This is a genomic window from Affinirhizobium straminoryzae, assembly GCF_007004135.1.
GTDB lineage: Bacteria > Pseudomonadota > Alphaproteobacteria > Rhizobiales > Rhizobiaceae > Neorhizobium > Neorhizobium straminoryzae.
The window spans coordinates 179,786-193,899 of sequence record NZ_VJMG01000010.1; the positions used below are offsets into that span (position 1 = coordinate 179,786).

Sequence of the window (14,114 nt, forward strand, 5' to 3'; positions counted from 1 at the left end):
TTCAGTCTCGCCGCGGCGCCTGTCGCCGCGGCCTTTCCCGAAAGAGACAACGATGTCCCAATTCCTGCAAGTCATGCTCTCAGGCCTGGCGACGGGCTCGATCTATGCGCTGGTCGCCATTGGCTTCACCCTCGTGTGGCAGGCCGCCCAGACCGTCAATTTCGCCCAGGGCGAGTTCGTCATGCTGCCCGCCTTCTTCGTTCTGGCGGCCATGAAACTTCTCGGCATGCCGTTCTGGAGCGCGCTGCTTCTGGGGCTCGCGATCTCTCTGCTGGTGCTCGGCCTGCTGTTCAAGAAACTGATTGTCGAGCCCATCCTGCCGCATGGCGGCATCACGCTCATCATCGCCACCATGGCGCTTGGCATCCTGTTGAAGGAAAGCGTCAAGGAATTCTACTCGGCGGAAGCGCAGCCCTTTCCCTCGCTGTTTCCTGCCCGGCATCTGGATTTCCACGGGGCGGTTCTTTCGCTGCAGGATATTTTCAACCTCGTCCTCTGCCTGGCGATCGTGGTGTCTCTGACGCTTTTTCTCAATCGCACGCGCACAGGACGCTGCATGCAGGCGACCGCCCAGAACCCGGCTGTTGCCGAAATCCTCGGCGTCAACGTCAAGCGCATGATCCTCTACACCTTCCTGATCAATGCCGGACTGGCGGCCATCGCCTCCTTCCTCATCACGCCGGTCTATCTTGCGAAATTCTCGAATGGCGAGAGCCTTGGCCTGATCGCCTTCATCGCCGCCATCGTTGGCGGCTTCAACCAGATCCGGGGCGCGCTCGTCGGCGGGCTGCTGATCGGCGTGCTCGACAACCTGACTGCAACCTATGTGACCGCCGAATATCGCGCGGCGCTGCCACTGGTGCTGCTGATCGCGGTCATCCTCGTGCGCCCGCAGGGCCTGCTCGGCACCAAGGAAGGGAGAGCCGTATGACGAAGGTAAACAAGGGTTTCATCGTCGCAGCCCTTCTCCTCGCCGTCGCCATCGTGGCACCGATCGGACAGGGCAACTACATCACCTATACGCTGGCCTCCTGGCTGGTCTTCTCCATTGCAGCCATGGGGCTCAACCTGACGCTTGGCTATGCCGGCCAGATCTCGCTTGCGCAGGCCTCCTTCATGGCGATCGGGGCCTATATCACCGCGCTGCTGACGCTTTCCGGCTGGCACTGGATGGCGGCGATGCCGCTCGGCGTGATCGCCTGCTTCATCGTCGGTCTTCTTCTCGGCTATCCGGCGCTGCGGCTGAAGGGCCATTTCCTTGCCTTCGTGACACTTGCCTTCAACACGCTCGTCTTTCTCGTCCTGCGCAACGAGGAGTGGCTGACTGGCGGCAGTTACGGCCTGACGGGCATGCCGCGACCGGGCTTTGGCCTGTTTACCACCATGAAGCAGTTCAATTTCTACTACTTCACGCTCGCCGTAACCGTCCTTGCCGCGCTGGTGATGTGGGGCATCGTGCGCTCGCCCTGGGGCCGCGCGTTCACGGCGCTGCGGGAAAACCCGATCCGTGCCGAGAGCCTCGGCGTCGATACGCGGCGCATCACGCTTCTCGCCTTTGCCATCGGCTCAGCCTATGGCGGGCTTGCCGGATCACTCATTGCGCCGCTCGTGCAGTTCATCGAACCGGGTTCCTTCGGGCTTGCCCATTCGCTGCGCATCCTGCTGATGGTCATCGTTGGTGGCGCCGGCTATTTCGGTGGTCCCTTCCTCGGTGCAGCCGTGGTGATCCTGCTGCCCGAAATGCTGCGCTTCACCCAGGGTTATTACCTCATCATCTACTCCGCGCTCGTCATCGTCATGCTGATCTTCGTGCCGGCAGGCCTGATGGGAATGGGCCAGAGATTGCGCGAGAAATTCTGGCCGGGACGCCAGCAGCGGGCTGACATGGCGGAAGGAGCGCGTCTGAAATGAGCAAACCGGTTCTGTCCGTACGCAATATCCAGAAGAGCTTCGGCGGCATCAAGGCCGTGCGTGGCGTGTCCTTCGAGGTGCAAAGGGGCGAAATCCTCGGGCTCATCGGCCCGAACGGGTCCGGCAAGTCCACGCTCTTCAACTGCATTCTCGGCCAGTTGCCAGCCGATACCGGCGAAGTGGAGGTCAACGGCAAGCCTGTTTCGAACATACGGCCCTCCGATCTCAACAAGCTCGGCGTCGGCCGCACCTTCCAGCAGCTTTCGGTCTTCCCGAAAATGACGGTTCTCGACAATGTGATCCTGGCCGGCCAGGAGCATCGCGGCACCATGCTGTCGCGGCTGTTCGGGCCAGGCGATGCGGGGCTGACCGCCGAGGCCGAGAAGATGATCGAGTTCTTCCGGCTGACACCCTACCGGGATACGCCGGCAGGCTCGCTCTCCTACGGCCAGCAGAAGCTTGTCGATGCCGCCATGGCCTTCATGGCGGGGCCGGATCTCGTGCTTCTCGACGAGCCGGCGGGTGGCGTCAACCTCACCATGCTCGCCAACCTGAAGGACCGGCTCGTCGCCTACAATGCCGAGCACGGCACCACCTTCGTGGTGATCGAGCACAACATGGAATTCGTCATGAGCCTTTGCACCCGCATCATCGTGCTGGCGGAAGGCGCCGTCATTGCGGAAGGGAGCCCGGCGGAGATCCGGGCGAACCAGACCGTGATCGACGCGTATCTGGGAGGCTGAGCATGCTGGAACTCAAGAATGTCCATGGCGGCTATGGCAAGGTGACCATCCTGAACGGCGTCTCGTTCACGATCCCGAAGGCCTCCATCACCACCGTCATCGGCCCGAACGGGGCCGGCAAGTCCACCGTGTTCAAGGCGATCTTCGGCCTTCTCAACATCCATTCCGGCCAGATCCTGCTGGATGGCAAGGATGTGACGCGCCAGAGCCCGCGGCAGATGATCGAGCAGGGCGTCACCTACGTGCCGCAGGGCCGCAATGTCGTGCCGCAGCTTTCGGTCTATCACAATCTGGAGCTCGGCGGCATCACGGCAAGCGATCAGGACCGTGTACGCGCGCGCATCGAGACGGTGATGGACCAGTTTCCGATGCTGCGTGAATTCCGCAATCGCAAGGCCATCGAACTGTCAGGCGGACAGCAGAAGCAGCTCGAAGTGGCACGCGCCCTTCTGCTCGATCCCAAGCTGATCCTGATCGACGAACCCTCGATCGGTCTTTCGCCCAACCTCGTGCAGGAAGTGTTCCGAACCCTCATCCGGCTGCGGGACCAGGGTGTGACGATCCTGATGGTGGAGCAGAATGCCAAGGCGGCGCTTGCCATGTCCGATGACGGACTGGTGCTGGAGCTTGGCCAGACACGCATGCATGACAAGGCAGAGACGCTGCTTCGGGATCCCCGCGTCGGCCAGCTTTTCCTGGGCGGGCATATCGAGACGGCGCAGAGCCACTGACCGCTATCGTCGGGCGGCATCAGCGGTCCCCATGAAGGAAGGCCAGTCGGGATGCCTGGCTGGCCCTCAAAGTGCAGAATTGGTCTGCCGCCAGAGATCATCAGCCGGAATGCGCCCAAGGTCCGTGTGGGAAACGAGCAGACACATCCGCACTCGTTGACGGATCTTTTCCGGCGGGCACGCCTCAGGGAAGATCACCCGGCACAGACCTGATGCAAAGCCGGGGGATGCAAAGCGCCGGTCTGCCAGTCTCCTGTCTTCCGATCCCCACAGCGATGACCGGACGCAGTTCATCTGTTCCTTCGGTTCGAGAAAGAGGCTCTGATGCCTCCGGTCGTTCGCCACAGGCAACAGCAACCTGCGTGATTGCCTTCACCTCGATTGCACGCTAAAAAAGATTACCCAAACAATCAACTTTTAGACCCCCATCCGAGATGAGCGTAAAGACCCCGCGCCAGATGGCGCTTTTTCTGGAGCACAGGCCGGCCTTGGTGGATTACGCCGCCCGGCTGATGGGCTCGCGCGATCAGGCGGAGGATATCGTGCAGGACGCCTTTCTCCGATTGAAGCCGAAGGAATCGGAAGACTATGCTCCGCGCCAGATACTTTCCTATCTCTATAGCATCGTGCGCAACCTTGCGCTTGACCAGTTGAAGCGCCGCAGCGTCGAGAGCAGGGGCCGCGATACGGATCCGCCATTCTGGATCCTGCCGCAGAATCCGGGCACGCCGGAAGACGCTGTTCTATGGTCCGACCAGGCGCGCGTCGCGGCGGAAACACTGGAGGGCTTGCCGCCGGAGATGCGTCTGGCCATCGAACTCTACCGAACCGAAGGGTGGACGCTGGAGGCAATCGCCTCCGAATTGAAGGTCTCCGTGGCAACGGCGCACCGGTTGATCCGCACCGGTATGGTGAGGATCGCCCTGTCGCTGGATCAGGCCAGCCATTGAAAATACCGGTGAACCGATGAAAAATCCGACCGTGCCGATCGTTTATCAAGAAGCCGCACACGCAGGCGCGCAAACGGCCAGACAATCACGCAACGAGGGAACCGCCGGCCGGTGAGCACCACAGATCACCCAGAACACGAAGGCGGACTGGCTCTCGAGCAGGCGATGGATTGGTTCATGCGCCTGCGGGATACACCCTGCGAGGAAGACGTTGTCCGGCAATGGGAGGCCTGGCTTCGGGAATCCGAGAAGCATGCCGCAGCCTGGACACGGATCTGTCGCACCTGGGTCGCACTGGGCGAACGACCGGCACCGCTCCCCTCCGCGCGGCCTCCCCTTGCACCCACGGCATCATTCGTACAGCGGGCAGGCAAGGAACGGCCTTTCTCGCGGCGGCGCTTCGGCCTGACGGGCGCAGCACTGCTCTGCCTCAGCCTCGCCGTCATCTTCTTTGGAACCGACCTGCTGTTGCGCTTCGAAGCGGATTTCCGCACCGGTGCAGGCGAAACCCTGACGACGACACTGGCAGACGGATCGCGCGTGACACTGGCACCGGAATCCGCCCTCTCCGACGCCTTTGACGGTACCAATCGCAAAGTGCGGCTCCTTGAGGGAGAAGCCTATTTCGAAGTAACCCACGACACCACGAGGCCTTTCGTGGTCACGGCCAGGGACGCCTCTGTCCGCGTGCTGGGCACCGCCTTCAGTGTTCGCGACACCGGGCACGGAACGCGTGTCGAACTGGCCCGTGGAGCCGTCGAACTCCGGTGGACGGATGCCACCGGAGATACGGCCATGGCGCTGGCACCGGGCGATGCGGTAACCGTCGACAGGTCGAACGGGAAGGCAGACCGAAGCCGTGTCGATCCGCACGACATCGCGCTCTGGCGTGAGGGACGTCTGTCGGTCACCGACCAGACGCTCGGCGATGTGGTCGGCCTGATTCAGCGTCAGCATCCCGCCTGGATCGTCGTGGCCGAGGCTGACATTTCAGCGCTGCGGGTGACCGGCCTTTACGACCTGAATGATCCGGACAAGGCCCTGGCGGCACTGATTGCGCCGTTCAACCTGCATCTGCGCCCCTTTTCACCCTATCTCCGGGTGATTTCGAGCCGCTAAGTACTTGTTTTAGCGTGCGAGAGCGCATGCATGCAGCATCGAGTTCCAAAAAAGATTCGAGGCGCCTGAAAAACTTGCCTCCTTCACTCGTATTTACCCGCAGACGGCCTGGGCCGTTTCTGTATGGGGACGAGTATGACACTGACGAGATTTTCTGCCGAACGCGGCCCGCGGGAACGCGCCTTGCCGCGTCGACTGCTGACCACCACCGCCTGCGCCCTGACGCTCCTGACGGGGACAACAGCTCTGCCCGCCATGGCGCAGGTGGCAGGAGAGGCGGCCGCGTCGCGCAGCTACGACATTCCGGCACAGCCGCTCGCCAATGCGCTGAGAACATTCGGTCGCCAGTCGGGCCTGCAGGTGTCGCTACCCGCAGAGGCCGCGCGGGGCGGCAGTTCCGCACGCGTCTCCGGAACGCTGAGTGCTGAGGCAGCACTTTCACAACTGCTTGCGGGCACCGGATTATCCTACCGTATCAGCAATGGCGTCGTCGTGGTCGGCGCCCAGCCGCCGGCAGCCACCAATGACGCAGCACCGGCCGATGGGGCGACCGTGCTCGACAAGATCCACGTGACCGGCGAGCGGACAGCAACCAGCGTCAGTTCCGTCAACATCGGGGCCGAACAGCTCGAAGCCCGCAATCCTGCCAGCATTGCCGATGTCTTTCGCGACGAAGCGGGCGTCAGTGTCGGCAGTTCGATCCCGACATCACAGAAGGTCTATGTCAACGGGCTGGAGGAAACAACGCTCGCCGTCACGATCGACGGCAGTCGTCAGAACAACCGCGTCTTCCACCACAATGCCACCAACCTCATCGATCCATCCCTCCTCAAGGCAGTGGACGTTGATGCCGGCATTGCCCCGGCCGATGCCGGACCGGGCGCGCTCGCGGGCTCGATCGCCTACGAGACCAAGGACGTGAAGGACCTGCTGTCCGAAGACGGTTTTGGCGGCATGGTATCGGAAACCTACAATTCGAACAGCAGAACCTTCACCACCGGCCTCGGCGGCTGGGGGATGCAGGACGGCTTCGAATTCCTGGGCTTCCTCAACTATGGCAAGGGAAGCAATTACGAGGCCGGCAATGGCGCCGAGGTCCGCGGGACCGAGACCAACCTTCTGAGCGGGCTCGGCAAGTTCGCCTATGAGGCGGACAGTGGCGACCGCTTCGAAATCAGCCATGAACGCGTCCGCGACGATGCGGAACGGCCCTATCGGGCAAATGCCAGCGCGGTTACCACCGGTCGCCCCTGGGAACCGCTCTACCGCAACTACAAGCTCGACCGCGACAACACCGTCTTCACCTATACGGACACCACGCCGGAAGGCTGGTGGGATCCGACGATACGGCTTGCCTACAGCCATAGCTCCGTCAAAACGCCGATCTTTTACAATGCCGGCGGTGGGGTTGGCGCCTCCTATGCCGGACAGGGGGAGAGCGGCAGCCTGAACGGCAAGGTCGAAAACAAATTCACGCTGGAAAATGGTACTGTCGTCGCGGGTCTGGACTTCTACAGCGATCGGATCGAGCTGGATACGGCCGTCAACACCGAGGATGCCCGGGAAAGGGCACGCAATGTCGGGATCTACAGCCAGGCGCGCCTGGAGCCTCTTGATGCGATGCGCCTCTCCTTTGGCGGGCGCGCCGACAAGCAGTGGTTTGAAGGCACAACGGGACAGGAATGGGACCATCAGGGCCTCAGCGGCAATGCATCGGTCGAATATGATCTGACGAGCTTCCTGACGGCCAAGGCCGGTGCCTCGCATGTGTGGGCCGGCATTCCACTCGCCGAAGCCTTCATCATGAACCCGGCCTGGAACTACGGTTCGTCAGGGCCGGAGGTAACGACCGCCAACAATGTCATGGCCGGCCTCGAATTCCATCACGACGGCTACACGGCAGGGGCAAACCTCTTCCGCAACCGCATCAGTGATGCGCGCGTCGCCAAGTGGGCGTCGGCCTCAGCCAATCTGAACTATGACGTGGAAACGCACGGCTTCGAGATCAGCACCGGGTACGACTGGATCGATGGATTCATCAAGGTCAAATATGCGCATATCGAGGCCGAGATCGACGGCAAGCCGGCCGATTCCGACACCGGCAACTATCTGACCACACCGGTTGGCAATATCATCACCGTCTCGGCCGCCCACCTCTTCGCGGACTGGGGCCTGAGGATCGGGACCGACATGGAGTTCGCGCCCGAATACAAGGACGGTGCAACCACCTATGCCTCCTATCAGGTGGTCAACCTCTACACGGAATGGAAGCCGGAACAGCTGCCGCACATGACCTTCCGCGCGGAGGTGCAGAACCTCTTCAACGAGACCTATGCGAGCCGCGCCACCTATGGCCAGGAATTCGGCAATGTGACGCCGCTCTACGAACCGGGTCGAACCTTCCTGCTGTCAGTCAGGGCAACCTTCTGACTGATCAGACCGTGCTGTGCCGGGAAACCGGCGCAGCACGCCAGCGCATCGAGCAACGAGGAAACCCCAGATGAGCGACAGGCGCACCGCGCGCAACCTCCGCCTCGGGCTTTGCAGTCCCCTGTCGAAACGGACCGGAGGATGGTCATGATGCCGCGCGCACCCATGCCGGCCGCGCATGATCCGCAGGCGATCGCCGCGGCGGCGACATTCCAGAGCTTTGCCAATTGCTACATCCGCGAAATCGATCCCGGCTGCGCTACGTGCATGGCGCTCGATGGCTGCGAGCGGCACTGCCTCGACTGGTATCTCTCGGCGCAGCGGCTGCATCTGCGCGCCGTGGTCGCCGCCGACAGCCGTACCGGCCCGAAGGCCTTTGGACCGCTGTTCAGCCGCCATCCGGGCGAACGGGACTGGCAACCGATGGATCCGCTCTGGGCCATGCAATGCCTCGTACAGGATCTCGCCGAAAAGACGGCAGGAGAAAGCCGGCCCGGCGCAGGACTGGAACTGATGCTGCGGACGCTGCAAAGCTGCGCCCGGATCGCAACGCTCGCGGGACAGAGCGCCGGACGGCTGGACAACCGGCCGGAGGGTTTTCTGGAAAGCGAACAATCACTTGTCTTCGGCCACTGGATGCATCCAACGCCAAAGAGCCTGACGGGGATGAGCGACTGGCAATCTGCGGTCTATGCACCGGAGGGTGCAGGACGTTTTGCCCTCACCTATTTCGCCGCACCGCGTGAAATGGTACGCAGCCGCTCGGTCGCCGGAAGCCTGGACGCGATCCTGCGGGAGATGGCAGCGCATCTGCTCAAGACCAGACCGATCGGAGACGGCGAGATGCTGCTGCCGATGCATCCGCTGCAGGCAGAAGCGCTACTGCTCGAGCCGCGTATCCAGGCGCTGATCGAGGCCGGACGGCTTCGTCTTCTCGGCAGCGGCGGGCTGCGCTTTACCGCCAGCTCGTCGGTGCGTACCATCGCCTCCGACGATTGCGACTGGATGCTGAAATTCTCCCTGCCGGTGAAGATCACCAATTCGCTGCGGCTGAACCGCCGGCACGAACTGGACGCCGGCGTCGCCATGGCGCGGCTCGTCGAACTGCTTGACCTTCAGACCCGACTGCCGAAACTCGGCTTCCTCAGAGATCCCGCCTACCTGACCCTCGACCTGCCCGGTGCCTGCGAAAGCGGCTTCGAGGTGATCCTGCGGGAAAACCCCTATCGCGGCGAGAAGGGCAACGGCATCGTCAGCCTGGCGGCACTGACGGCGCCCGCCCTTCCCGGTCGCCACCAGCGGCTCGCGGCATCCGTTGAGAGGATGGCCGGCTACGCCGGGATGGCGCGCACTGACGCAGCGTTCCACTGGTTTGACTGCTATCTCGATTGTGTGGCGGCGCTCGTCCGCCTCTATGACGAAACCGGCATCGCGCTCGAAGCGCACCAGCAGAACATGCTGGTCGATGTCTCCCGGGGTTGGCCTTCCAGGGTCATCTACAGGGACAGCCAGGGTTTCTACCTCTCGGAGCGGCACCGGCCGGCGCTGACAGCTGCCCTGCCCGATCTCTCGATGGTGGCCGATCTCTTTTATCCCGAGACCGAGATCCGCCGTCGCTTCGGCTATTATCTTGTCGTCAACCAGGTCTTTGCCGTGATCCATCGCATGCAGATGGAGGGGCTCGCCGATGAGACCTGCCTTCTGGCCCGCCTGCGGAACCATCTCGCCCACCTGTCAAAGAGCCTGCGCGGCAGCGGGCTCGATTTCGTCCGCCATCTGCTTGACGACAGAACGATCACCACCAAGGCCAATCTGGGTGTGCGGGTGGCCGGCATCGATGAGCTCGAAGGCGGGGCGGGCACGGCGCTCTACCGGGACATGCCGAACCCGCTGCATCCCGCCCAGATGCAGGACACAAGGATTACCGATGCCCTTGCCTCTTGACCTGCCCGGCCGGCCGGACGAGCGCGTGCTGCGGCAGTTCGTGTCCGCCCTCCTGTTCGAAGGTCTGGCGCGGGTGGATGAACCCAGCTCAGACGACGGCATGACACTGCTTCAAATCGGTAAAGGCGAGGCACGCGCCCGGCTACGCCACGGTCCCTTTGGCCGCCCGCGCATAGCACCGGGGTCCTTTCAACTCCGCTGCCCTGAAACCCGCGCCTGGACCGGCGGCTCGCTCGACCATCTGATCCATCTCCTGCCGGCACAGGAGGCCGCGCGGCTGACACTGCTTGACGAACTCGAACGAACGGTCACATTCCTTCATCAGGACAGTGCCCTGCTGCAACCGGTCGACAGGCGCTCACTGCCCTTCGACCGGCTCGATTGCGCGCTTGCGGAGGCACATCCCTACCACCCCTGCTTCAAGTCCCGCACCGGCTTCACGCTCAAGGACAACGCGCTGTTCGGCCCGGAGGCCGCACGGCCTTTCCGGCTGCACTGGCTGGCAATCGCACGCCGGCATGTCCGCGAGGCGCTGCCGACCGATCCGGAGATCTTCTGGCGCAAGGAACTCGGCGAGGCCCATGCGGCACGCCTCTTCTCGCGCATGAGGCGCAAGGGGATCTCGCTCGACGGCCACGCTCTCGTGCCGGTTCATCCCTGGCAGTGGCGGCACCTGAAGCATGGATTGCTGGCCGACTGGATTGCCGACGGACGGGTGGCCTCGCTCGGCGAAAACGGCGATCCCTACAGGGCGACACAATCGATCCGCACGCTCGTCAACCACGCCGATCCGGCCCGTGCCCACGTGAAACTGCCGCTCGACATCGTCAACACCTCCTCACGGCGGGGACTGGAGCCGCACTCGATCGTGACGGCCCCGCATCTCAGCCGTTGGCTGGCGGCGCTCGTGGCGGGGGATCAGGATTTTCGCAGCCGGTATCGGCTGGAGGTCCTGCAGGAATATGCCGGCATCCGTGTCGATGCGCATGGAGCGCTCGACGGCAGGCTGGGGCTGATGCTGCGTGAAAGCCCGCAGACGGCTCCGGACGAACAGGCGGTCCCCGTCAATGCGCTGATGATGATGGAGGCGGACGGCAAACCCTTCATCGCCCCGTGGATCGCCCGGCACGGGCTTCTCCCCTGGCTGAGCCGGATGCTGGAGGTGACGATCCTGCCTGTTTGGCATCTGATGGTGCATCACGGCGTAGGATTGGAAGCGCATGGCCAGAACATGATCCTGGTGCTGCGCAACGGCTGGCCGGAGCGGCTGATCCTGCGCGATTTCCACGAGAGCGTCGAGTTCTGCCCCGCGCTGCTGCGCGTTCCGGACGCCTTGCCGGATTTTGCCGCGATCGACCCGGTCTACGATGGGGCGCCGTCGGATGCCTATTACTGGACCGACCATGCCAACGAACTGCGCGAACTGGTGATGGACTGCCTGTTCATCTACTGCCTGACGGAAATCTCGCTGCTGATCGAAACCGCCTACGGGCTCTCAGAACGCGCCTTCTGGGATATCGTGACGAGGCTCCTCGACGGCTATGCCGCCGACTATCGCGACCAGCAGCGGCTTTGCCTCTTTGCCCACGACCAGCCGGACATTTCAACGGAATCGCTGCTTTCCCGCAAGCTCTTCCGAGACCGCAGCCTCTATCGCCACCGGGTGCCCAATCCGCTTGGGCTCAGAGACAGGAGCGACCAGCCATGATCCTCATCGACGGAACCTTCCACACCCGCGCCGACATCGAAAGCAAGGGCGAGGCCTTCCTCACCGCGGCCGGCATCACCGATCGGCGGCTCAGCGTCGCGATCTGCCTTGCTGAAACCGCAGACTGGCTGGCTGCCTTCTTCGCCGTCCAGCGGCTCGGCGCCAGCATCCTGCCGCTTCTGCCGGGCACGCCGCTTGCCACCGCCCGCAAGCTTGCCAGGGAAGCAGGCTGCCACCGGCTCTATCACGGCGGGACGACGGCCGAATGGCTCGGCGACCCCACCGACGAGAGCCTCTGCGGGCGGCTGCTGCAGATGAGTTCGGGCACCACCGGCGCTGCGAAATGCGTCGCACGCGACTGGGACGACATCGAGCGGGAGCTTGAGGACTATGTCCGTTTCTTCCCCGAACCGGACGGCATGACACCCGTCGTCGCCTGCCCCACCACCCATTCCTACGGGCTGATCTGCGGACTGCTGGTCGGCCTGAAGCGCGGTCGCGTTCCGCATGTGGTGAACACGGCCAATCCCAAGCATCTGATCAGGGTGCTTGGCGACACCGAGCGGCCCATCCTCTATTCCTCGCCTGCCATGCTGCATACCCTGGCGCGGCTTCTGCCACAGGGCGAAACGCTGCATGCCGTCATGACCTCCGGCACGCTGTTGCCGGAAAGCTGGTTTTCTGCGATCCGCAAGCGCACAGAGCGCTTCTACCAGCAATATGGCTGCTCGGAAGCCGGCTGCGTCGCCATCAATACCGATCTTGTCCATCCCGCCGAGATGGGGCGCATCCTGCCCCGCTTCTCGCTCCTCGAAAACGGCACGGCGGAACAGCCGGCGGAAATCGTGCTCGACGGACGAACGCGGATCGAGACCAGGGATCTCGGCTATCGCCGCACCGATGGCATGCTGGTCTTCGTTTCCCGACTTGACGATACCGTGAATGTCTCGGGCCTGAACGTCTATCCGCGGGATGTCGAAGACCAGGCAATTGCCGTCGAGGACGTCACGGACGCCGTCGCCTTCCGGGTGCCCGACAGTTTTGCCGGCGAGCGGGTCGCGCTCGTCTATTCGGCCAACCGGATCATGTCGCCAGCGGAACTGCGTGAACGGCTGATCGCCGTGCTGCAGCCGCATCAGGTGCCGATGCATCTCGTCCAGGTTCCCGAAGTTCCACGCCAGGCCAATGGCAAGATCAGCCGGCGCGAGGTCGCGCGCCGCTTTCTGAACGCAGAATTCGATCCTCGAAAGGAGTGCGCCTCGTGACCCGAAGCGACGTCATCAACGCCATCGCACAGGTGCTGGCCGGCCCCATGCAGCATCACCACATGCAGGATTTTTCGCCGACAGCACGCCTCAATGAGGATCTCTATCTCGATTCCGTTCTGATCCTGCAGATCTTCCTCAACCTCGAACTGGAACATGGGCTGATGGTCGATGACGACCTGATCAGCCGCAAGGACGTGGTGACGGTCGCGGATCTTGCCGATCTCTTCCTGCCGGAGAGGGAGACGCTGTCCGCCACACCGGAGACCCCCGCCGCGCCGATGCCGGAATTCGAAGGCGGAGTGCATGGCGAGGAGTATTATGACATCAAGGTGCACTGCTTCGTCAGTTGCCTCTGCGACGGGCTGAAGCGCCGCGGCATCGACCACCGGCCCTTCTACTTCGGCATCTGGGACGCGCCCTTCGGCATCGGTCCGCGCCATGACCTGCTCTATCACCACGAGACCGTCAGCCACGAACCGTTCCGGCTGTGGTTCGAGCGGCTCTACCGGGCGCCGGTCACCCCTTGGTACGATCCTTCCCGTTCGAAAGACGAAAACATCACAACCTTCCTCCGCCTGCTGGAGAGTCGGCGCAAGACCGAGGGCGTGATGGTCATGCTCGATCTCTTCCACCTGCCGGAACGGGAGAACAAGTTCAACCAGAACCCCTTCCCCCACTACCTGATGCCGGAAATGACCGATGACCCGGCCATGTGGTTCATCCGTGATCCGGACTATCGCTGGGAAGGTGTCATCGAGCGCGAGAAGGTCCTGAACGCCATTGCCCAGCCGACGGTTGCGGGCGGCTATCATTTCGACCGGGCAGCGTTCCGGCCGGCGGCAGATGCCGACGTCGCGGCCTATCTCAACGAATGCCTGATCCGCAACCGCAATCCGCTGATCGATGCGCTCCGGGATATCCTTTCTGCGCATGTTGAAGGCCGGAACGGGCTGACGCTGTCGGACCTCAGCTCCGGGCTGCGCGAACTGCCCGTGCTCGCCATCCGGAAATACGCCTATGAACATGGCTTTGCCTTCATCTGGCGGGCGGCGCTGCTGCCCAACAGCGAATTCGAGCACTGGTGCACCGAGATCGAGGCACTGCATCAGGAGCTGAAGAACATCCACTTTGCCGCGATGAAACTGGCCCAGACCTGCGACCAGCGGCTGATCGAGGATGTGACGCGCAGGCTCGATCGCGCCGACCGGATCGAGTTTTCCATCAAGACGCGACTCGGAGCCGCTTTCGATGCCTGGAGTGCCGGCTTCCGCGAGACACCCGCTCGGCGCCTGACGGCAGCGGGCTGAACG

General features: G+C 63.1%; 11 protein-coding genes. All 11 read left to right on the forward strand.

The genetic code is table 11. The annotated features are described in order from the left end of the window. Positions 1-52: 52 nt before the first annotated feature. The 11 genes from FNA46_RS04940 to FNA46_RS04990 all read left to right on the forward strand — a co-directional run bounded on the left by FNA46_RS04940 (position 53) and on the right by FNA46_RS04990 (position 14,111). Complete coding sequence (locus tag FNA46_RS04940; RefSeq protein WP_142881223.1) at positions 53-931, forward strand: branched-chain amino acid ABC transporter permease; 879 nt, start codon at positions 53-55, stop codon at positions 929-931. Then, positions 928-1,911: a branched-chain amino acid ABC transporter permease gene (locus FNA46_RS04945; RefSeq protein ID WP_142881224.1), complete on the forward strand. Its 984-nt coding sequence runs from the start codon at positions 928-930 to the stop codon at positions 1,909-1,911. Before FNA46_RS04940 ends, FNA46_RS04945 begins: the two co-directional genes overlap by 4 nt. Beyond that, a complete protein-coding gene (locus FNA46_RS04950) occupies positions 1,908-2,654 on the forward strand; it encodes an ABC transporter ATP-binding protein (protein ID WP_142881225.1) in 747 nt (248 codons plus the stop codon). The genes FNA46_RS04945 and FNA46_RS04950 overlap by 4 nt, the downstream gene beginning before the upstream one ends. A gap of 2 nt (positions 2,655-2,656) precedes the next feature. Beyond that, positions 2,657-3,385, forward strand: coding sequence for an ABC transporter ATP-binding protein (locus tag FNA46_RS04955; protein ID WP_142881226.1), 729 nt, complete (start codon positions 2,657-2,659; stop codon positions 3,383-3,385). 434 nt (positions 3,386-3,819) lie between these two features. Continuing rightward, a complete protein-coding gene (locus FNA46_RS04960; protein ID WP_142881227.1) occupies positions 3,820-4,335 on the forward strand; it encodes a sigma-70 family RNA polymerase sigma factor in 516 nt (171 codons plus the stop codon). A gap of 165 nt (positions 4,336-4,500) precedes the next feature. Next, entirely contained in the window at positions 4,501-5,454 is a 954-nt protein-coding gene (locus FNA46_RS04965) for a FecR family protein (RefSeq protein WP_281288918.1), read from the forward strand. 135 nt (positions 5,455-5,589) lie between these two features. Beyond that, on the forward strand, positions 5,590-7,884 hold the full coding sequence (locus FNA46_RS04970; protein WP_142881229.1) for a TonB-dependent receptor: 2,295 nt from the start codon (positions 5,590-5,592) through the stop codon (positions 7,882-7,884). A gap of 147 nt (positions 7,885-8,031) precedes the next feature. Beyond that, on the forward strand, positions 8,032-9,828 hold the full coding sequence (locus FNA46_RS04975; protein WP_185969732.1) for an IucA/IucC family protein: 1,797 nt from the start codon (positions 8,032-8,034) through the stop codon (positions 9,826-9,828). Further along, entirely contained in the window at positions 9,812-11,536 is a 1,725-nt protein-coding gene (locus tag FNA46_RS04980) for an IucA/IucC family protein (RefSeq protein WP_185969733.1), read from the forward strand. Before FNA46_RS04975 ends, FNA46_RS04980 begins: the two co-directional genes overlap by 17 nt. Next, on the forward strand, positions 11,533-12,801 hold the full coding sequence (locus FNA46_RS04985) for an AMP-binding protein (protein ID WP_142881232.1): 1,269 nt from the start codon (positions 11,533-11,535) through the stop codon (positions 12,799-12,801). The genes FNA46_RS04980 and FNA46_RS04985 overlap by 4 nt, the downstream gene beginning before the upstream one ends. After that, complete coding sequence (locus FNA46_RS04990; RefSeq protein WP_142881233.1) at positions 12,798-14,111, forward strand: DUF6005 family protein; 1,314 nt, start codon at positions 12,798-12,800, stop codon at positions 14,109-14,111. The genes FNA46_RS04985 and FNA46_RS04990 overlap by 4 nt, the downstream gene beginning before the upstream one ends. Positions 14,112-14,114: the final 3 nt, after the last annotated feature.